20 protein-coding genes are annotated in these 20,157 nt (G+C 67.9%); 11 read left to right on the plus strand and 9 right to left on the minus strand.

Annotated elements, in window-relative coordinates; genetic code table 11:
- Positions 1–80: 80 nt before the first annotated feature.
- Entirely contained in the window at positions 81–1,172 is a 1,092-nt protein-coding gene (locus AWC31_RS26155; protein WP_085146893.1) for an AbrB family protein, read from the plus strand.
- Here the strand turns inward: AWC31_RS26155 and AWC31_RS26160 are convergent.
- Positions 1,130–1,894, minus strand: coding sequence for a hypothetical protein (locus AWC31_RS26160; protein WP_085146895.1), 765 nt, complete (start codon positions 1,892–1,894; stop codon positions 1,130–1,132). The genes AWC31_RS26155 and AWC31_RS26160 overlap by 43 nt on opposite strands.
- Positions 1,895–1,913: 19 nt before the next feature.
- Positions 1,914–3,041, minus strand: coding sequence for an FAD-dependent oxidoreductase (locus AWC31_RS26165; RefSeq protein ID WP_085146897.1), 1,128 nt, complete (start codon positions 3,039–3,041; stop codon positions 1,914–1,916).
- A 109-nt stretch (positions 3,042–3,150) separates the two neighbouring features.
- On the opposite strand from AWC31_RS26165, the gene AWC31_RS26170 reads away from it, so the two are divergent.
- The gene (locus tag AWC31_RS26170) at positions 3,151–3,696 is read left to right on the plus strand and encodes a TetR/AcrR family transcriptional regulator (RefSeq protein WP_085146899.1); all 546 of its coding nucleotides are present in this window, start codon (positions 3,151–3,153) and stop codon (positions 3,694–3,696) included.
- Here the strand turns inward: AWC31_RS26170 and AWC31_RS26175 are convergent.
- On the minus strand, positions 3,693–4,502 hold the full coding sequence (locus AWC31_RS26175; protein WP_110775260.1) for a purine-nucleoside phosphorylase: 810 nt from the start codon (positions 4,500–4,502) through the stop codon (positions 3,693–3,695). The two genes, AWC31_RS26170 and AWC31_RS26175, sit on opposite strands and share 4 nt — an antisense overlap.
- 47 nt (positions 4,503–4,549) lie before the next feature.
- On the opposite strand from AWC31_RS26175, the gene AWC31_RS26180 reads away from it, so the two are divergent.
- The 4 genes from AWC31_RS26180 to AWC31_RS26195 all read left to right on the plus strand — a co-directional run bounded on the left by AWC31_RS26180 (position 4,550) and on the right by AWC31_RS26195 (position 9,042).
- A complete protein-coding gene (locus tag AWC31_RS26180; protein ID WP_085146901.1) occupies positions 4,550–5,734 on the plus strand; it encodes a M20 family metallopeptidase in 1,185 nt (394 codons plus the stop codon).
- A complete protein-coding gene (locus tag AWC31_RS26185) occupies positions 5,731–6,897 on the plus strand; it encodes a M20 family metallopeptidase (protein ID WP_067843138.1) in 1,167 nt (388 codons plus the stop codon). Before AWC31_RS26180 ends, AWC31_RS26185 begins: the two co-directional genes overlap by 4 nt.
- Before the next feature lie 135 nt (positions 6,898–7,032).
- Positions 7,033–7,980, plus strand: a complete 948-nt coding sequence (locus tag AWC31_RS26190; protein WP_085146903.1) for a hypothetical protein — start codon at positions 7,033–7,035, stop codon at positions 7,978–7,980.
- A 162-nt stretch (positions 7,981–8,142) separates the two neighbouring features.
- Positions 8,143–9,042 (plus strand): type IV toxin-antitoxin system AbiEi family antitoxin, encoded by a 900-nt coding sequence (locus AWC31_RS26195; protein ID WP_085146905.1) that lies wholly within the window; start codon positions 8,143–8,145, stop codon positions 9,040–9,042.
- Between the two features lie 84 nt (positions 9,043–9,126).
- Here AWC31_RS26195 and AWC31_RS26200 read toward each other — a convergent pair whose 3' ends face one another.
- Positions 9,127–9,594, minus strand: a complete 468-nt coding sequence (locus AWC31_RS26200) for a gamma-glutamylcyclotransferase family protein (protein WP_067843146.1) — start codon at positions 9,592–9,594, stop codon at positions 9,127–9,129.
- A gap of 41 nt (positions 9,595–9,635) precedes the next feature.
- Here AWC31_RS26200 and AWC31_RS26205 point away from each other — a divergent pair, with 41 nt between their 5' ends.
- The 3 genes from AWC31_RS26205 to AWC31_RS26215 all read left to right on the plus strand — a co-directional run bounded on the left by AWC31_RS26205 (position 9,636) and on the right by AWC31_RS26215 (position 13,729).
- On the plus strand, positions 9,636–11,051 hold the full coding sequence (locus AWC31_RS26205; protein ID WP_085146908.1) for an NAD(P)H-quinone dehydrogenase: 1,416 nt from the start codon (positions 9,636–9,638) through the stop codon (positions 11,049–11,051).
- 66 nt (positions 11,052–11,117) lie between these two features.
- Positions 11,118–12,863 (plus strand): glycerol-3-phosphate dehydrogenase/oxidase, encoded by a 1,746-nt coding sequence (locus AWC31_RS26210; protein ID WP_085146910.1) that lies wholly within the window; start codon positions 11,118–11,120, stop codon positions 12,861–12,863.
- Positions 12,860–13,729: a pseudouridine synthase gene (locus AWC31_RS26215; RefSeq protein ID WP_085146912.1), complete on the plus strand. Its 870-nt coding sequence runs from the start codon at positions 12,860–12,862 to the stop codon at positions 13,727–13,729. Before AWC31_RS26210 ends, AWC31_RS26215 begins: the two co-directional genes overlap by 4 nt.
- Here the strand turns inward: AWC31_RS26215 and AWC31_RS26220 are convergent.
- The 3 genes from AWC31_RS26220 to AWC31_RS26230 all read right to left on the minus strand — a co-directional run bounded on the left by AWC31_RS26220 (position 13,718) and on the right by AWC31_RS26230 (position 17,292).
- Positions 13,718–14,884 carry a zinc-dependent alcohol dehydrogenase gene (locus AWC31_RS26220; protein ID WP_085146914.1) on the minus strand — a complete coding sequence of 389 codons (1,167 nt, stop codon included), beginning with the start codon at positions 14,882–14,884 and terminating at the stop codon, positions 13,718–13,720. The two genes, AWC31_RS26215 and AWC31_RS26220, sit on opposite strands and share 12 nt — an antisense overlap.
- A 10-nt stretch (positions 14,885–14,894) precedes the next feature.
- A complete protein-coding gene (locus AWC31_RS26225) occupies positions 14,895–15,410 on the minus strand; it encodes an SRPBCC family protein (protein ID WP_085146916.1) in 516 nt (171 codons plus the stop codon).
- A 76-nt stretch (positions 15,411–15,486) separates the two neighbouring features.
- Entirely contained in the window at positions 15,487–17,292 is a 1,806-nt protein-coding gene (locus tag AWC31_RS26230) for a glycoside hydrolase family 2 protein (protein WP_085147337.1), read from the minus strand.
- 357 nt (positions 17,293–17,649) lie between these two features.
- Between AWC31_RS26230 and AWC31_RS26235 the strand changes: the two genes are divergently transcribed.
- Positions 17,650–17,919 carry an RNA-binding protein gene (locus tag AWC31_RS26235; RefSeq protein ID WP_110775261.1) on the plus strand — a complete coding sequence of 90 codons (270 nt, stop codon included), beginning with the start codon at positions 17,650–17,652 and terminating at the stop codon, positions 17,917–17,919.
- On the opposite strand, the gene AWC31_RS26240 is transcribed toward AWC31_RS26235, so the two are convergent.
- Positions 17,920–18,507, minus strand: a complete 588-nt coding sequence (locus AWC31_RS26240) for an Rv1733c family protein (protein WP_085146920.1) — start codon at positions 18,505–18,507, stop codon at positions 17,920–17,922.
- 131 nt (positions 18,508–18,638) lie between these two features.
- On the opposite strand from AWC31_RS26240, the gene AWC31_RS26245 reads away from it, so the two are divergent.
- Positions 18,639–19,409 carry an SDR family NAD(P)-dependent oxidoreductase gene (locus AWC31_RS26245; RefSeq protein ID WP_085146922.1) on the plus strand — a complete coding sequence of 257 codons (771 nt, stop codon included), beginning with the start codon at positions 18,639–18,641 and terminating at the stop codon, positions 19,407–19,409.
- On the opposite strand, the gene AWC31_RS26250 is transcribed toward AWC31_RS26245, so the two are convergent.
- Positions 19,378–20,154 carry an enoyl-CoA hydratase/isomerase family protein gene (locus tag AWC31_RS26250; RefSeq protein WP_085146924.1) on the minus strand — a complete coding sequence of 259 codons (777 nt, stop codon included), beginning with the start codon at positions 20,152–20,154 and terminating at the stop codon, positions 19,378–19,380. The genes AWC31_RS26245 and AWC31_RS26250 overlap by 32 nt on opposite strands.
- Between the last annotated feature and the right edge of the window lie 3 nt (positions 20,155–20,157).

Consider the following 20,157-nt stretch of genomic DNA (forward strand, 5'->3'; position numbering starts at 1 on the left):
TTTGGTTGTCACGGGTATCGATCCAGGCTGAAGTGGTTCATTGTCAAGCTTGTGCTTAAAATATGGGGTCTGGAGGTTGAATGCGACGAATCCTGCGGTGGGCTCTGCTTGTGGTGGTGACGAGCGCCGTCACGGTTCCGCTCACCCTCGTCGGCGTCCCTTCGTCAGCCCTGTTCGCCGCGCTGGCGGTCGGTGTCGCCTTGGCGTTGGCGTCGCTCGCGCCTGATCGGGTGCCGCGTCGGGCCGGCGTGTTGGCCCAGGGTGTGCTCGGCGTCTACATCGGCACCATGGTTCATCAGGACGCCGTCGACGCCCTGCGCTCCGACTGGTTGATCGTGCTGGTGATCGCCGTGGCCACGCTGCTGCTCAGCGTGGTGGCCGGGGCGTTGCTGGGTCTGCATCGCGATGTCTCACCGCTCACCGGATCGCTCGCGTTGGTCGCAGGCGGCGCGTCCGGACTGGTGGCCATCGCCCGCGAACTCGGTGGCGACGACCGCGTCGTCTCCGTCGTGCAATATCTACGGGTGGCGCTGGTCACCGCGACCATTCCGCTCGTCGTGACACTGGTCTTTCATGCCGACCGCTCCCACCCCGCTCCGATGGCGCCCCAAACCGCATCGGCGCCTTGGTATCTCAGCCTGGCCATGATCGCCGTGCTGGTCGCGGTCGGGGCGGTGGGCGGAAAGTTGATCCGGTTGCCCGGCGCCGGGCTGCTCGGGCCGCTCGCGCTGACCGTCGTGCTGCAGTTGACCGGCCTGTCGTTCGGGCTGACCGTGCCGACCGTGCTGGTGCAGGCCGGGTACATGGTGATCGGCTGGCAGGCCGGCGTGGCGTTCACCCGCGAATCGCTGCGGGCCATCGGTCGCATCCTGCCGCTGGCACTGGCTCTCATCGTGGTGCTCGGCGTGGCGACCGCGGGGCTCGGTGTGGTGCTCGCGAACGTCACCGGGGTGACTCAACTGGAGGGATACCTGGCCACCAGCCCCGGCGGCGTGTACGCGGTGCTGGCCACCGCGGTGGAAACCGGGTCGAACGTCACGTTCATCATCGCCGCCCAGGTGCTGCGGGTGCTGCTGATGCTGTTCGCGGCGCCGCTGATGGCCAGGGGCGTGGCCCGCCTCAGCCGTCGTCAGGCCGTCGACGAGCCGGTCGCGGTTGCCACTCGGCGGTAGATGATCGGTTGGGCGGCAACGTCGTTCGCCTTGAAATTCGCGAGCACGAACGTGCGGAACGTGCGAGCGAACAGCAGGCTCGGCAGAAAATCGCGCAGCGCGGGCCAGCTCGCGTGGTTGACCACGCTGTAGTCGTTCTTCTCGCCGGGCAGTGGGCGCAGCAGGGTCGAGTCGGCCAACGCGGTGTGTCGCTGGAACCAGCCCGCGGTGTACTCCCACACGTCGTACACGGTTTCGGCGTCGTCGCAGTGGAAGTAATTGAACAGAAACCAGCGGTCACTGCTGTGGTCGACATCGGCGATGCGGGCGGCGTTGCCTGCCGCGACCCGATACGTATGCCGCGCGCTCTGCTGGATCGCGGCCGCCATGGCGCGGTAGGCGTCGTCGTCGCGCACCGCGTCGGCGGCGTCCGCGGTGGCGGTGCGCACAAGGACCACGACGTCGTAGCGGGCCGGCCGCACACCTGCGTGCCGCAACAACTCCGAACCCTCGCCAGGCGGTCGCAACGTCCCTCTGAACACGACGGTTTCGACGACGTCGTCGCGCTGGGCCAGCTTCTCGGCCGATGCGGCGAGCCGCGCGATCAGCCGGTGTCGTGCTCGCGACGGCGCGGCGATCGGGCCGGCCCAGCGGCCGACCTCGGCCGCGATGACCAGAAATCCGTCGGGCGTGGGTTCCGTCAGGCGCGCCGTGACGGCGAGGTGATCGTTCACGAGTTCCATGGGTTTTCCTTCCTCGATCTCAGCGACGGTCCAGGCCGGACAGTCGCCAGGCCAGCGTGCGGCGCACGGCGGGGAGCTTTCCGGCCAGTCGCATCACGCGGTTGCGGATCGCGCGGCGGCGCGCGGTCGCCAGTTCGGTGAGCCGGCTCGCCATCGCGACCACGCCTTCCGCGGTGCGGTGGCGGCTTGCGGCGTACTCGTCGAGCACGCTGTCGGGGCTGCCGGTCAGCACTTGCGCGAGGCTCTGCGCGACCGCGACGGCGTCCTCGATGCCGAGGTTCATGCCCTGCCCGCCCGCGGGCGAATGCACATGTGCGGCGTCTCCGGCCAGCAGGATGCGGTTGTGCCGGAACGAGTCGGCGATGCGGTGGTGCACCCGGAAGCGCGAGCCCCACACGACACTTTCGACGACGGCGGGCCGGGCAACCGGTCCGCGCTCGTCGAGCAGGCCCTGCACGAATGCGACATCGGGGTGTTGCGGCGCCTCGTCGACGGTCGCGACGATGCGGTACATCCCGTCGGGCAGCGGCGCGACCACCACCAGGCCGGCCGGTGAGAAATAGAGGATGACCTCGTCGGCGGGCACGCCGCCCGAGAGCCGGACGTCGGCCAGCGCGAAGGATTCGGCATAGGTGCCGCCGGTGAACGCGATGCCCGCTTGCTCCCGAACCGTGCTGTGCATGCCGTCGGCGCCCACGAGGTATCGAGCGGTGATCTGCTCGCCATCGACGAAGGTCGCGACGACATGCGTGTCGTGCTGAGCGATCGCGGTGACGGTGGCCGGGCGAATGACCTTTCCGCCCAGCGCTTCCAGGCGATTGAGCAGGAACGCCTCGGTGTCGGCCTGCGAGATCATCAGCGTGTACGGGTAGCGCGTGGGCAGGTCGTTGAACGGCACCCCGATGAGAAGGGCGTCGCGGTCGCGGATCGTAAACGTCGGTGTGTGCACGCCACGCGCGACCAGATCGTCGACCACGCCGTAGGGCTCCAAGAGCTCGAGTGTGTGTGAGTGGACGACGGCCGCCCGGGAGGTGTTCGCCCCTTCGGCTTGGCCGTCGACGACGACCACGTCGTGACCGAGTTGGGTCAGCACGATGGCGGCGGTCAGTCCGACCGGTCCGGCCCCGACGATCAGCACATCTTTCATGTCCGTTCCTCGCTTCCGCTTTGTCAACAACTGTTGGTCAACGCTTGTTGGCATCACGCTATGCGCGTTGTCGCGATATGTCAACACATGTTGGCCTACACTTGTTGGCATGAGACGACCGGCAGCTGAGACGAAGTCCGTGATCCTGGCCGCGGCACGCGAACGATTCGCCGCCGACGGCTACGAGCGCGCGACGATCCGCGCGATCGCGGCCGATGCGGGGATCGACCCGTCGATGGTCATGCGCTATTTCGGCAACAAGGAAGGGCTGTTCGCCGCTGCGGCCGAATTCGACCTGGAGCTACCGGACCTGACCGCGGTGCCACGCGATCAGGTCGGGATGGCACTGGCCGCACATTTCCTGGAGCGCTGGGAGCGCGACGAGGCATTGCTGATCCTCCTGCGCGCCGGCGTCACCAACGACGCCGTCGCCGAGCGCATGCGAACGATCTTCGCCGCACAGCTCGCCCCCGTCATCGCCAAGACCACCGGCCACGCCGCCGACACGCCACAACGGGCCAGCTTGGCGGCCTCACAGGTGCTCGGCATGGCGCTGTGTCGCTATGTGCTGGCGTTTCCGCCGTTGGTGGCTATGGATCGACAGCAGATCGTCGACTGGATCGGGCCGACGCTGCAGCGGTATCTCGTGGGTTAGAGGCGCTCGACCACCGAAGCCAGCAGCGCGCCCATCCGCGTCGCCGACTGCCGCCCGGCTTCCAGCACCTCGGCGTGGCTGAGCGGTTGGCCCGTCATGCCCGCGGCCAGGTTCGTCACCAGCGACACCGCGAACACCTCGGCGCCGGCCGCGCGCGCGGCGATCGTCTCGTGCACGGTCGACATGCCGACGAGGTCGGCACCGAGCGTGCGCAGCATCCGGATCTCGGCCGGGGTCTCGTAGTGCGGGCCGGGCAGGCCGGCATAGACGCCTTCGGCGAGATCGGGCTCGATCTCGCGGGCCAGTGCGCGCAGCCGTGGCGAGTAGGCGTCGACCAGATCGACGAACTGCGCGCCGACCAGTGGTGAGCGAGCGGTGAGGTTGAGGTGATCGCTGATCAGCACGGGCTGGCCCACCTCATACTCCGGACGCAGGCCACCCGCCGCGTTCGTCAGCACGACCGTGCGCACGCCGGTCGCGGCGGCGGTCCGCACCGGATGCACGACGTGCTGCAGGTCATGGCCCTCATAGGCGTGGATGCGGCCGACCAGGACCAGAACCCGATGTGCGCCGATGCGGACCGACAGCACCTGGCCGCCGTGACCGGCGGCGCTGGGCGGGGTGAAACCGGGAAGTTCGGCCATCGGGACCACCGCCACCGGATCGCCGAGTTCGGCGACCGCGGGTGCCCAGCCCGATCCGAGGACGACTGCCACGTCGTGGTGTTCGACGCCGGTCCGTTCGGCGATGGCTTGTGCCGACGCGAGGAGCGAATCTGGTGCTGCGGGGGCGGGGCTGTCGGTCACGATAGGCGAGCTTAACCGCGTCTTCGCGGTGGTGAGATACTGCCAAGATGCCCACCGCCACCGCATCGCTATGCGTCGAAGACGCCGTCAACCGGCGTCGTGGCGACCTCGTCGAACTGTCGCACTCGATCCACGCCGAGCCGGAGTTGGCCTTCGCCGAACACCGCAGCTGCGCCAAGACCCAAACTCTCGTCGCCGAATACGGCTTCGAGATCACCGCGGCGCCCGGCGGGCTCGACACCGCGTTTCGGGCGTCGTACGGCAGCGGGCCGCTGGTGGTCGGGGTGTGCGCGGAATATGACGCGCTGCCCGAGATCGGACATGCGTGCGGGCACAACATCATTGCGGCGTCGGCCGTCGGGACCGCGCTGGCACTGGCCGAGGTTGCCGACGACCTCGGCCTGACCGTCGTGCTCGTCGGCACGCCTGCTGAGGAGCTGGGTGGCGGAAAGGTGTTGCTGCTCAACGCCGGAACCTTCGACGACATCGCCGCCTCGGTCATGCTGCATCCCGGTCCGGTCGACATTGCCGCGGCCCGGTCACTGGCGCTGTCGGAGGTGACCGTCGACTACACGGGCCGCGAATCGCACGCCGCCGTCGCCCCGTACCTGGGCGTGAACGCCGGTGACGCGGTCACCGTCGCCCAGGTGGCGATCGGCCTGCTGCGTCAGCAATTGATGCCGGGCCAGATGGTGCACGGCATCGTCACCCATGGCGGCCAGGCCACCAACGTGATCCCGGGCCGGGCCGAGATGCGCTACACGATGCGGGCCACCGACATGGCGGCGCTGCGCGAACTGGAAGGGCGCATGGCCGGCTGCTTCGAGGCCGGTGCGCTGGCCACCGGCTGCGAGCACCAGGTCACCGAGACCGCACCGGCCTACGCCGAACTATTGCCTGATCCCTGGCTTTCGGAGACGATTCGCGCCGAGATGGTTCGGCTCGGGCGTGATCCGCTGCCCGAGAGCGTCGAGGCGAGCGTGCCGTTGGGCAGCACCGACATGGGCAACATCACGCAGGTGATGCCGGGCATTCACCCGGTGATCGGCATCGACTCGGGCGGCGCGGCCATCCACCAGCCCGCGTTCGCGACGGCCGCGGTGGGACCGAGCGCGGACAAGGGCGTGGTCGAAGGCGCAATCATGTTGGCGCGCACCGTCGTTCGGTTGGCCGAAACGCCTGCCGAGCGTGATCGCGTGCTCGAAGCACAGCAGAGGAGGCAGGTGCGATGAGCGTGTTGTCGCACGCCGCCGCGCGGTGGTTGTCGGCGAACTACGACGAGATGGTGTCGTGGCGTCGCCACATCCACGCCCATCCAGAGCTGGGCCGTCAGGAATTCGCCACCACCGAGTTCGTCGCCCGCCACCTCGCCGACGCCGGGCTCAACCCGAAGGTGCTGCCCGGCGGAACCGGGCTGACCTGTGACTTCGGGCCCGAGGACGGCCCGCGGATCGCATTGCGCGCCGACATGGATGCGCTGCCGATGGCCGACCGGACCGGGGCGTCGTACGCGTCCACCGTGCCCAACGTCGCCCACGCGTGCGGCCACGACGCACACACCGCGGTGCTGCTGGGTACTGCGCTCGCGCTGGCGTCGGCGTCGGAACTCCCGGTCGGCGTGCGGCTGGTCTTCCAGGCCGCCGAGGAACTCATGCCCGGCGGCGCGATCGACGCCGTCAACGCCGGCGTCCTCAACGGGGTGTCCCGCATCTACGCGTTGCATTGCGATCCGCGGCTGCGGGTCGGCCGGGTCGCGACCAAGCCGGGTCCCATCACCTCGGCCGCCGATTCGATCGAGATCACCCTGCACTCACCCGGCGGGCACACCTCGCGGCCACACCTGACCGGCGACCTCGTCTACGGGCTCGGCACGCTGATCACCGGCCTTCCCGGGGTCCTGTCCCGCCGTATCGACCCGCGGCATGACACCGTCATGGTGTGGGGCGCGGTCAACGCAGGCGTCGCCGCCAACGCCATCCCGCAGATCGGCACGCTCGCCGGCACCATCCGGACCGCGAGCCGCGACACCTGGCTGACACTGGAATCCATTGTGGAAGAGACGGTTACGTCGCTGCTCGCACCGCTGAACATCGAGCACAGCCTGAACTACCGGCGTGGTGTGCCGCCCGTCGTCAACGAAGAGGTGTCCACCCGCATCCTCACCCACGCGATCGAGGCCGTCGGCCCCGACGTCCTCGCCGACACCCACCAGTCCGGCGGCGGCGAGGACTTCTCCTGGTACCTCGAAGAGGTGCCCGGAGCGATGGCCCGGCTCGGCGTGTGGAGCGGCCAAGGCCCTCAGCTCGATCTCCACCAGCCCACCTTCGACATCGACGAGCGTGCCCTTGGCATCGGCGTGCGCACGATGGTCAACATCATCGCCGCCTCAGCCTGATTGCCCAGCAGCCTCGCGCCGGCGGGTTGGCGGGTTGCCTCGCACCGCGAGCGACCGTGTCTGTACGCCGACACGCCGCATTTGGGCGACATTTTTGCGTCACTCGCGGCTCACGAGCGCCCATAGGCTGTCGGTGTGACCGACACACCCGATGACGAATTGTCAGCGGCAACCGCGGCCGTGCGGGAAGCGGAGTCTCTGCGGCGGCGGCTCGACGCCGCGAAGGTGGCGGCCAAGGAGTCGGCCGATCGCGCACAAGCGGCCCAGCGGCAGGTCGCGGCCGAGGCCCGCGACGTGGCCAAGCTGGAATCGTTCTCGCTGACGATGATCCTGTCGCATCTCAAGGGCTCACACGACGACGCGATGGCCCGCGAGACGACCGAGCACCAAGCCGCCGAATACGAGTACCGCACACAGCAGGCCCGAGCCGATGCCGACCAGCGCCTCGTCGACCATCTCACCCGTCAACTCCAGGCCCTCGGCGATGTCACAACACGCTACGAACAGGCCCTGGCCGCCAAGGAGCAATGGCTGCACGATCACCACGACCCGACCTCGGTGAGGTTGCTCGAAATCGCCGAGCGCCGTGGGCATTTGACGGCCTCCCACACCGAACTCGATCAGGCATACGAAGCCGGTCAGCAGGCGCTGGGTGATTTGCGTTCGGCTGCAGAGCGACTCGACAGCGCGCGGTCGTGGTCGGCTTACGACACGTGGTTCGACGGCGGGATGATCGCCAGCATCGTCAAGGAGAACCGGCTCGACGATGTCGCCGTCCTGCTGAGGTCTGCGGACGGTGCGCTCCGGCGATTCACAACCGAACTCGCCGATGTCCACATAGCCGGTGTGCAAGCCGTCGAACTCAATTCGTTCACAAGGGTTTTCGACGTGTGGTTCGACAACTTCTTCACCGATCTCATCGTGCGTGACCGCATCATCGAGGCGCAGGAGAACGTCGAGAAAGCGATCACCGGCGTCAAGCGGGTACTCGATAACCTCAGGGTGGCCAAGCAGAGCGTCAGCGACGAACTCACCGCCCTGAGAGCTGAGCGCGCGGTCCTGCTCACCACGCACCGCGAGTGACCGTGTCTGTACACCGACACGCCGCAATTCGTGTACCTCGGCGGTCGGTCGTCGCGCGGGGCTGCCCGTGAAAGGCTCTGAACGGCCCACAAAGCGCAAGTTATCCACAACCACACAAATTCGGGCTACCGCCCAACGCTCCGACTGCCGACGATCTTGCACATGGATCAGCAGCTCGAGTCGATCTTCCAGGGGCAGGGCGGTGTCGCGACCAGCGCCCAGATTCTCGCGTATTTCACACGGCGTGAATTGCAGTCTGCCGTGAACTGCGGTGCGTTGGAACGTATTTGGCAAGGCATCTATTGCATCGGTGAACCGGACCTGCAAACGCGACTACGTGGCCTCGACCTTTCCTGCGGTGCCCGGGTACCGGTGTGCCTCGGGACGGCGGCGGCGGTATTCGGTTTCGACACCGAGCAACCGGCCGATCTGCATGTGCTGGAACCGATCGGTTCGCGGCTGCGGTCGGCTGACGGGCTGGTCGTGCATCGCCGCGAGGGCGCGCCCCTCAATGTTGTCGGCGGGCGCTTGGTGACGACCCCGAACTGGACGGCGATCGAGGTGGCTCGCGGTCTGAGGCGTCCGCGCGCGCTCGCGACCCTCGACGCGGCACTCCGCAGTGGCACCTGCACGCGCGCCGACCTCTGGCGGGCGGCCCTCGATCAGGCCGGGCGGCGCGGCATCGTCCATGTGCGCAACCTCATACCGTTGGCCGATCCGCGTGCCGAGTCTCCGATGGAGAGCGAGGCGCGGCTGGTGATGCTCGACGGCGGTCTGCCGGTTCCCGAATTGCAGTACGAGGTCCGCGACGGCAACGGCCAGCTCAGGCGCCTTGATTTCGCCTGGCCGAACGAGCACGTAGCGGTCGAATACGACAGCGCTGACTGGCATGACAATCCCGACGCCTTGCTGAATGACCGTCGACGTACCGCGGCGCTGATGGCCGTGGGGTGGAGCGTCATCGCGATCGTGTTCGACGATGTTCGGCACCGGCAAGGGGAGATGGTCGCGCGGATCAGTGCGCAGTTGCGTGACGCTCGCGCGGCGCGAGCGACCGCTTAGGTACGCGAATTACGGCGTGTCGGCGTACAAACACGGTCGCTCGCGGTGCAAGGGGACCCAAGACAGGCCAAGGGACCCCAAGAGCTACGGGCCGATGTTGCGGGCCGGGCGGGTGCGGAGGTCGTGGACGTACTCCGGCGGCGCGCCGGCGATCTCGGCCGCGTCGGCCATGACGCCGATGTAGCGGGCGGATGGCAGGCCGCCTTCCCAGGCGTCGACGACGTAGAGCCAGGCCAGCACGGGGTCGGTGGTGGTGTCGGAGGACAGCCGGTCCACGCGGCAGCGGATCTTCTTGTGGAAGCCGAGCTCGGAACCCTCCCAGCGGTCCAGCGATTGCTCGTCGGCCGGGGTCATGTCGTAGAGCACGACGAACACCTTGGACAGCGGATCCTCGACGACCGTTGCCAGGGCACCTTCCCAGCCGATGTCCTCGCCGCCGAAGGTCAGCCGCCAGCCGTGCAACCACCCGGTTCCCGCCATCGGCGAATGGGGAGCACGCTGGAGCATTTGCTCCGGATGCATGTTGGATCCATACGCGGCGTAAAGCGGCACGGTAAGACAGCTTAATCCGCAAAGTTCGTTAGGTTAGTGCCGTGGTTACCCGCATCGTGATCCTCGGCGGCGGCCCCGCCGGATATGAGGCGGCCCTGGTCGCCGCGGCCCGAGGCCCGAAGGTCGCCCAGGTCACCGTCGTCGACTCCGATGGCATCGGTGGCGCGTGCGTGCTGTGGGACTGCGTGCCGTCGAAGACGTTCATCGCATCGACGGGCGTGCGGACCGAGCTGCGCCGGGCCCCCAACCTGGGCTATTCGCTGGATTTCGAGCAGGCCAAGATCTCGCTGCCGCAGATCAACGAGCGGGTGAAGTCGCTGGCTTCGGCGCAGTCCAGCGACATCGCGCAGCGGATGCGCAGCGAGGGCATCGATCTGATCGAGGGCCGTGGCGAACTGATCGACGACGTTCCCGGTATGGCCCAGCACCGCATCAAGGTCACCGGCGCGGACGGCCGTGTTCGCCAGTTGACGGCCGATGTCGTGTTGATCGCCACAGGCGCGAGCCCGCGTGTGTTGCCCAACGCCGCACCCGACGGCGACCGCATCCTCAACTGGCGTCAGCTCTACGACCTCGACAGCGTGCCCGACCATCTGGTCGTCGTCGGGTCCGGTGTGACGGGTGCCGAGTTCGTCAACGCCTACACCGAGCTCGGCGTGACGGTGACCGTCGTGGCCAGCCGCGACCAGATCCTGCCGCACGAGGACTCCGATGCCGCCGCGGTGCTGGAGCAGGTGTTCGCCGAACGCGGTGTCACGCTCGTCAAGAACGCCCGCGCCGAGTCCGTGACGCGCACCGACAACGGCGTGCTGGTCACCATGACCGACGGCCGCACGGTGGAAGGCAGCCACGCGCTCATGACGGTCGGCTCGGTGCCCAACACGACGGGTCTCGGTCTGGAGCGCGTGGGCATCGAACTGGGTCAAGGCAATTACCTGACAGTCGACCGGGTGTCGCGCACGTCGGTCCCGGGTATCTACGCGGCAGGCGACTGCACGGGCCTGCTGCCATTGGCGTCGGTCGCCGCGATGCAGGGCCGCATCGCGATGTATCACGCGCTCGGCGAGGCGGTCGCGCCGATCAGGTTGCGGACCGTGGCCGCGGCGGTGTTCACGCGACCCGAGATCGCGGCCGTGGGCGTGCCCCAAGCCGCGATCGACGACGGCTCCGTGCCGGCCCGCACGCTGATGTTGCCGCTCAGCACGAACGCCCGCGCGAAGATGTCGAGCCTCAGCCACGGCTTCGTCAAGATCTTCTGCCGCCCGGCGACGGGTGTGGTGATCGGCGGCGTGGTGGTCGCGCCGATTGCCTCCGAGCTGATCCTGCCCATCGCCCTGGCCGTGCAGAACGGCATACCCGTCGACGATCTCGCGCAGACGTTCTCCGTCTACCCGTCGCTGTCCGGGTCGATCACCGAGGCGGCGCGCCAGCTCATGAAACACGACGACCTGGATTAGCCACGACGGGCCACGCCACGGCCCGGCGGCGGGCAAATGGTTGGAGGGCCACGTAGCCTGGGGATCGTGACTGTCCCGATCTCAGCACCGGGCGACGGGCAAACCCTCCTCGGGCCGCAGCAACGGGCGCAAGCCTGGCAGCAATTAGGCAGTGAGCAATTCGACGTCGTGGTCATCGGCGGTGGTGTCGTGGGAGCAGGCGCGGCGCTGGACGCCGCCACCCGTGGGCTCAAGGTGGCCCTCGTCGAGGCCCGCGACTTCGCGTCCGGCACGTCGAGCCGCAGCTCGAAGATGTTCCACGGCGGGCTGCGCTATCTCGAGCAGCTGGAGTTCGGCCTGGTGCGCGAGGCGTTGCACGAACGCGAACTCAGCCTGACGACCCTCGCGCCGCACCTCGTGAAGCCGCTGCCGTTTCTGTTCCCGCTGACCAACAGGTGGTGGGAGCGGCCGTACGTGGCGGCGGGCATCTTTCTCTATGATCAGCTCGGCGGCGCGAAATCCGTTCCCGCGCAAAAACATCTGACCAAGGCCGGGGCGCTGCGGCTGGCCCCGGGGCTCAAGCGGAGTTCGCTCATCGGCGGCATCCGCTATTACGACACCGTCGTCGACGACGCCAGGCACACCATGACCGTCGCGCGCACCGCGGCCCACTACGGCGCCGTGGTACGGACCTCGACGCAGGTGGTCGCGTTGCTGCGCGAGGGCGACCGTGTCACCGGCGTGCAGGTCCGTGACTCCGAGGACGGCAGCACGACCGACGTGCACGGCCATGTCGTGATCAACGCCACCGGCGTGTGGACCGACGAGATCCAGGCGCTGTCGAAGGAACGCGGCCGGTTCCGGGTCAGGGCCTCCAAGGGCGTGCACGTCGTGGTGCCACGGGACCGGATCGTCAGCGAGGTGGCGATCATCCTGCGCACCGAGAAGTCGGTGCTGTTCGTCATCCCGTGGGGCACGCACTGGATCATCGGCACCACCGACACCGACTGGAATCTCGACCTGGCTCATCCGGCTGCCACCAAGGCCGACATCGACTACATCTTGGGCCACGTCAACACCGTGCTGGCCACCCCGCTGACCCACGACGACATAGACGGTGTCTACGCCGGGCTGCGGCCGCTGCTGGCCGGTGAGAGTGAGGAAACGTCCAAGCTGTCGCGCGAGCACGCCGTCGCGGTTCCCGCTCCCGGGCTGGTCGCGATCGCGGGCGGGAAGTACACCACCTATCGGGTGATGGCGGCCGACGCGGTCGATGCCGCGGCGGAGTTCGTCCCGGCCCGGGTGGCGACGTCGATCACCGAGAAGGTGCCGCTGATGGGCGCCGACGGCTATTTCGCGCTGATCAACCAGACCGAACACGTGGGCCGGCATTACGGACTGCACCCGTATCGGGTGCGCCACCTGCTCGACCGGTACGGCTCGTTGATCGGCGAGGTGCTCGCGATGGCCGATGGAAAGCCCGAACTGCTCGCGCCGATCTCGAATGCACCGGTGTATCTGAAGGTCGAGGCCTGGTACGCGGCCGCGGGCGAAGGCGCACTGCATCTGGAGGACATCCTGGCGCGGCGGATGCGGATCTCGATCGAGTACCCGCACCGCGGCGTGGACTGTGCCCGCGAGGTCGCCGAAGTGGTGGCACCGGTACTGGGTTGGAGCGCAGAGGATGTGGACCGCGAGGTCGCGACCTACATCGCCAGGGTCGATGCCGAGGTGCGTTCGCAACAGCAGCCCGACGACGAATCGGCCGACGCGCTGCGCCAGGCCGCGCCGGAGGCCCGCGCTGAGATCCTCGAGCCGGTACCGCTCACTTGAGAAGACCCGCACCGCTACCGGTGCGCGACGGATTGGGGCCGGCGCGGGTGCGCGTGCACGGCGGCCGATTGGTCGACGAGTTCGAGCGCCGGTTCGGCGCGGGTGCGAAAGTCCGTGCGGGGGAAGTGTTCTCGGTCGACGGCGCCGTTCTCGACGAATCGACCGTGCTGCCGGCGGGTGCTCACGTCTATCTCTACCGCGAGTTGCCCGACGAAGCGGTCGTGCCGTTCGACATCCCGGTGCTGTACCGCGACGACGACATCGTCGTGGTGGACAAACCGCACTTCTTGGCGACCATGCCCCGCGGCAGTCACGTCGCGCAGACCGCACTGGTGCGGCTGCGCCGGGAACTGAATCTCCCCGAGTTGAGCCCCGCGCACCGGCTGGACCGGTTGACCGCCGGGGTGCTGTTGTTCACGACCCGCCGTGAGCTGCGGGGCCGGTATCAGACCCTGTTCGCGCAGGGGCGCGTCGCGAAAACCTACCTCGCCCATGCCCACGGGCAGCCGAGCGTGGCGCTTCCCACCACGTTGCGCAGCCGTATCGTCAAGCGGCGCGGTCAGTTACAGGCCGTCGAGGAGCCGGGCGAACCGAATGCCGAAACCTACGTGGAACCGCTGAACGACGGCCGCTACCGGCTCACCCCGCGCACCGGTCGCACCCATCAGCTGCGGGTCCACATGACCTCGATCGGACTACCGATCACCGGTGATCCGTTCTACCCGAATGTGATCGACGTGGCGCCCGACGATTTCGGCAGCCCGCTGCAGCTTCTTTCGCATCGCCTCGAATTCGATGACCCGGTCACCGGCCGGGCTCGGGTGTTCGTCAGTGCCCGCGAGCTGACGGGCGGGCTACGGGCGTAGGACGACGCGGATGCAGCCGTCGGTCTTGTTCTTGAACATGTCGTAGGCGCGCACGCCCTCGTGGAGGGGTAGGTCGTGGGTGATCAGGATCGACGGGTCCAGGTCGCCCTGTGCGACGTAGTCGAAAAACTGTGGGATGTACCGCTGTCCGTGTTGTTGGGCGGTGCGCAGGGTGAGGCTCTTGTTGGTGAGCATGCCCATCGGGAACTTGTCGGTGAGGCCGTAGATGCCGAGTACCGAGACGACGCCGCCTTTGCGGCAGGCCAGGATCGCCTCCCGCAGCGGGGCGGCGCGGTCGGTCTCCATGCGGAGGGCCTGTTTGGCGCGGTCGTAGACCTGTCGGACGCCGGTGGAATGGCCTTCCATGCCGACGGCTTCGATGACGGCGTCGGGTCCGCGGCCGCCGGTGGCCTCACCGAGGGCTTCCTGGACGCTTTCGATCTCGGCGTAGTTGATCGTCTCGGCGCCGAGTTGTTGTGCGAGAGCGAGGCGTTCGGGGTATCGGTCGATGGAGATGACGCGGCCTGCGCCGTTGAGCAGCGCGCTGCGGGCCGCCATGAGACCGACGGCGCCCGCACCCCAGACGGCGACGGTGTCGCCGCCGGCGATGTCGCAGAAGTCGGCGCCCATGTAGCCGGTGGGAACGGCGTCGGACATGAACAGCGCTTGTTCGTCGGTGACGAAATCCGGTATGGCGAAGCAGTTCACGTCACCGAACGGCACGCGGATGTATTGGGCGTGCGAGCCGGCGTAGCCGCCGAACGGATGGGTGTAGCCGTAGATGCCCGCGGTGGGGGAGCCGAGGATCGGCCGCTGGAGTTCGGCGTTGGGATTGGTGGTGTCGCACAGCGAGTAGAGGTCGTGGTCGCAGTACCAGCACCGGTTGCAGGCGATGAACGACGGCACGACGACGCGGGCGCCGACCTTGGTGTCGGTGACCTCGGCACCGACTTCGACGACCTCGCCCATGAACTCGTGGCCGAAGACGTCGCCCGCGCGCATGCCGGGCAGGTAGCCGTCGATGAAATGAAGGTCGGAGCCGCAGGTGGTGGTGAGCCTGACGGCCACGATGACGTCGTGCGGATTGAGAATCGTTGGGTCGTCAACGGTTTCGACAGCCAGGTCGTTGGTGCCGTTCCAGACGAGAGCTTTCATGAAAGGCCTTTCAGCGGGAGGAGTCGCGGGCGCTGGGGTTGCGCGCGATGGTGGGCACTTCGCCGGTCTGCAGCAGGGCGCGGGCACGATAGAGGGCCTTGAACGTGAGCACGCCGGTGAGGGCGCCGGGACCCGGCGCGGTGACGTGGGCGACCACCTCGGTGCCGCGGTCCCCCGGGGCGTCGGAGAAGTCGAGGGTGAGCCCGGCGGCGCGCTCCGGATTCACGTCGACATAGCGCAGCCGGTTGTCGCCTTCGCAGGAAACCACGCAGTCCCAGACCGGGCCGTCGTCGCCGGCGAAGGTCCACCGGAGACGGTCGGCCCCCGCGTCGGTGACGTCCGCGATGTCGCCGAAGATGCGGGAGAGGCGCTCAGGATCCTGGAAGAGGTCCAGGACTTCGGCGCGTGGGCGGGCGATGGTGATGGCTTGGACGCGCGAGTCGGCGGTGACCTTTTCACCGACCTTCTCGACGACTTTGTGCGCGAGCTGTTTGGCCTGTTGCTTGGCGGTGTCGACGACGTTCATCGGGCCTCCTCGGCTGGGCGTCGCGGGAGACTACCCGGGGTGAGGCGGCCTAAACAGCGCTTGCGGCGCCCTCGAGTCAGCCGGCGCCCGCGGCGATCACCGCGCGGTTGCGTTCGGCGACGACGGGCAGCTCGACCTTGACCAACCGCCGGTCGTAGCTGAGGTAGCCGTTCACCTCGTTCTCGACATCGGTCGTCTGGGTATAGACCGCGCCCGACAGGCCGTCGCTGCGCACCAGGTTCTCGACATCCCGGCTGACCTCGACATACCGCTGCGTCAACCGGGCCGGGCTGTCGGTCATCTCGTACGCCTCCGGCAGGCCCGGCCACCGGTTGTCGGCGAGCGCGAGACCGAGGCCGCCGTACTCGCCCTGCACGATCACGCGATGCTCGGGGCCCTCCTTGCGGACGGGGCCGACGTAGTTGTGGCTGTCGTAGACGTCCCCGGCCCGGCTGTCCGGACGGGACTTGCAGCAGTTGACGCCGCTGTTGGCGTTCACCATGCGTGAGGGGTCCTGCGCCTTCACCTTGTCGGCGATGCGGGCCGTGTCGAATTCACCCCAGCCCTCGTTGAACGGCACCCAGCCGATGATGGACGTGAAACTGCGCAGCTGGTCGACCATCGCGGCGAGTTCCTTCTCGAAGCGCGCCTTCGCCTCGGGGACCGGATCGGGGGACGGGCCAGTCATCGGACCGTTGATCGATTCGCCCAGCGACGGCATGTCCTGCCACACCATCAGCCCGAGTTTGTCGGCCCAGTAATACCACCGGGCTGGCTCCACCTTGGCGTGCTTGCGAACGAAGTTGAACCCCAGCTCCTTCGTGCGCTCGAGGTCGAACTTGAGCGCATCGTCGGTGGGGGCGGTGTAGATGCCGTCCGGCCAGTAGCCCTGGTCCAGCGGGCCGTGCAGGAACGTGATCTTGCCGTTCAACGCGATACGCGGCCGGCCGACCGCGTCCCTGACCGTGCCGATGGTGCGCAACCCGCCGTAGCTGGATACCTCGTCGATGACGCGGCGGGACGGACTCACGAGCCGGACTTTGAGGTCGTAGAGATAGGGATCGTCCGGTGTCCACAGGTGCGGCTTGGCCACCGGGAGACGGACGGGCTGGCCGGGTTTTCCGTATGCGCGCGCGACCTCCGCGCCGCCGGGCTCGGTGACGACGACCTCAACGCGCTGGTAGGTCGTGCCCGGGAGCCTGGGCGTGACGGTGAAGCCGGTCAGATCCGGAGTGATGTCGAGCTTCTCGATATGGGCCGCACTGACCGGTTCCATCCACACCGTCTGCCAGATGCCCGACGCGCCGGTGTAGGCGAGCCCGCGGGGAGCGTTGCGCTGTTTGCCGACCGGAAACCCGCCTGCCTCGTTGCGGTCCTCGACGCGCACGGTCAGCTCCTGGACGGGCGAGCGCAGCAGCGCGCCGGTGATGTCGGCGCTGAACCCGGTGTAGCCGCCCTCGTGGTGGGCCACCTGCTGGCCGTTGACCCAGACGGTCGCGATCTGGTCGACCGCGCCGAAGTGCAGCAGCACGCGTTGCCCACGCCAGTCGGCAGGCACCTTGACGAGCTTGCGGTACCACATCTGATCGTCGTGACGCTGGATGCCGGACAGTGCCGACTCTGTGGGATAGGGGACGAGGATCCGTTCGGTGTACTGGCTCGCCGATGGCGGTTTCTTCTCGGCGTCCTGCAGCGATCGGCCCGTGTAGCTCCATCCGCCGTTGAGGTTGAGCCAACGTTGCCGCACCATCTGCGGCCGCGGATACTCGGGCAGCGCGTTTCCCGGTCCCACCAGCTGCGTCCACGGCGTGGACAATGGAGGCTTCTTACGTTGCCAGATCTCGACGGCCTTGGCCGGTGTACTCACCATCACGAAACCCATCAACGGCACCAGTGCCACTACCGCGAACCGTCGAAGCCACGCGATGATCCCCACCCCCAAATTGTCAGGTATGCAGCAAACATATCGGCCGGTCAGGCCGCATCGTTACACGGCCCTCGCGGTAATGCGTTCACGTTTCATCACCACAGGATTACCCACACGAAAATCAATGGATTGCAATGCGATACGTCACACCGGCACGTCGCAGGCGGGGGATCCCTGGCAAATCAGCGGCATTGCTGCGAGCCTGACGGCATGGCTTTCGTCCGCTGACGGGCAAACTATCCAAAGGGCCGTCAAAACCGCAGCTTCCCGATAACGCAGGCAAAGCGGCGGCAAACGGCGCAACATGAGCGCGTGCGTAAATTGTGGCCAGCGGCTGCCGCGACGCTGATGTTCGTCGCGGGCCTGGTGGTGACCGGCCCGCCGACCGCGCAGGCGACCATCTGTGGATCGATCGGCGGCAGGCATGTCGACGTCACCGGGTGCTCGGATCCCATGTCCGAACTGAACGACGCGCTGGCTCCGCCGCCTCCGCCGGGTTACGTGCCGCCCCCGCCGCCGCCGCCGAACATCAGCGTGTGCGCGAATGTCGGCCGGCGCGTCAACATCAGTGGCTGCGTGTAGCTAGCGAGGCCATTTGGTGCGGCCGTCGCCGCGATCGAGCAGCACGTGCAGCTCGTCCGACCAGGCGTTGAGCCGGTAGCGGTTGAGTACTTTGCGGGTGGCCGCGACCGCCATCGCGCCGAGGGCGACGGCACTCAACCAAATGCCGATCGCTGCGGCCGTCCCGTAGCCGGTCGCGGTTGCGGGACTGGTCGGCGGTGGAACGCGGCGCCCTTTGCCGTCCACCCAGATCTGCACCTGGTCGCCCTCGCTCACCGGCTGCGACGGCCGGATCACGCCGGTGTGCTCCGAACCGGCCGCGGTCCATTTCACGCTGACGATGCTGACGGCGGCGTTGTCGGCGGCCGGCGCACTGTCGGAGACCACGGTGGCCTGGGTCGGGATGCGGGTCTGCGCCTGTTCACGCGCCGAGCGGAGACTCTCGCCGTACACGTCCTCGCCGACGCTGACCGCATAGGGGATGACGAGGACCGCGAACACGGTGGCCAGCACCACGGCCATCGCCTCGATGCGGTCGAATCGCCGAACCAAGGGGTTGCGACCGAGGGCCCGCAGGACCCACCAGCGACGCCGGCTCAACGTGGACACTTTCTACCAGCCTGTTTCGTTCGTGTTACGGCTACATAGCCATGCTGGCACCGCGGCCGCCGGACATGCCAGTTTGCAGGGGGGTTTGGAGGCCAACGTCACATCCAGCTAGAACGTGTTCTACTGACCGGGTGGACCGCCAGAAATTCGATCACCTCTTCGATATGAGCGACCGGACCGTCGTCGTCACCGGCGGCACCCGTGGCATCGGGTTCGCCCTCGCCGAGGGTTTCGTGCTCGCCGGCGCGCGCGTCGCCGTCGCGAGTCGCAAGTCCGACGCGTGTGAGGCGGCGGCCGCCAAGTTGCGTGAGCTCGGCGGCCAGGCGATCGGGGTTCCGGCCCACAGCGGCAACATCGACGATCTCGGCGCGCTCGTGGAGCGCACGGTGTCGGAGTTCGGCGGCATCGACGTCGTGGTGAACAACGCCGCCAATGCGCTGGCTCAGCCGTTCGGCCAGATGACGCCGGAGGCCTGGGCCAAGTCCTACGACGTCAATCTGCGCGGCCCGGTGTTCCTCGTCCAGCACGCGCTGCCGCATCTCAAGGCGAGCCCCACGGCGGCGGTGCTGAACATGGTCTCGGTGGGCGCGTTCAACTTCGCCCCCGCGCTGTCGATCTATGCCTCGGGCAAGGCCGCACTGATGTCGGTGACGCGGTCGATGGCGGCCGAGTTCACACCGTTCGGCATCCGCGTCAACGCCTTGGCGCCCGGGCCCGTCGACACCGACATGATGCGCAACAACCCGCAGGAGGCCATCGACATGATGGTTGGCGGCACGCTGATGAAGCGGCTCGCCACTCCGGACGAGATGGTCGGTGCGGCGCTGTTGCTGTGTTCGGATGCCGGCAGCTACATCACCGGTCAGGTGATCATCGTGGACGGTGGCGGAACGCCTCGCTGAACTCGGCCACGCCGCCGCCCGACGACGCCAGGATCTGGCTGCGGTTTTCCACCTGGAGTGCGGTTTCCAGGCAGCCCGCGTCGATATTCGCCCACAACACCTGCTTGGTTGATTCCAGGCCGAATTTGCCATAGCCGCACAGGGTTTCGGCGATCTCCAGCGCGTCGTCGACCACGTTGGCGCACACCCGCGACACCAGGCCGAGACGCAGCGCCTCGGCCGCGTCGACCCTGCGGGCGGTCAGGATCATGTCGAATGCCGGGCCTGCGCCGATGATGCGGGGCAGGGTGTAACTGACCCCGATGTCGCAGCCGCCGATGCCGAGTTTGATGAATTGCGTGCAGAACCGGGCGGATTCAGACGCCAACCGGATGTCGCTCGCCGCGGCGAGCGCGAACCCGCCGCCGTATGCCGGGCCGTTGACCGCGGCGATGACGGGCTGGCGCAGCCGGTGGAGTTTGACCGTGAGATTGGCGATGCGTTCCTGCCAGCGCATACCGGATCGCGGAAACTCGGTGCCGCCTGCGGCTTCCGGTGGATTCGGGGCGCTCAGGTCCAGCCCGGAACAGAACCCGCGACCGGCGCCGGTGAGCACGACGACGCGGCAGTCGTTGTTGGCGGCGATGTCGTCGATTGTCGCGTGCAGGCCCTCCACGAGCTCGTAGGACAGTGCGTTCAGTTTGTCCGGCCGGTTCAGCGTGATGACGGCGATGTCGGGGCGCGGGTAGGCGACGTCGAGGGCCATGAC

Origin of the sequence: Mycolicibacterium wolinskyi, assembly GCF_002101965.1 — a bacterium.
Lineage (GTDB): Bacteria > Actinomycetota > Actinomycetes > Mycobacteriales > Mycobacteriaceae > Mycobacterium > Mycobacterium wolinskyi.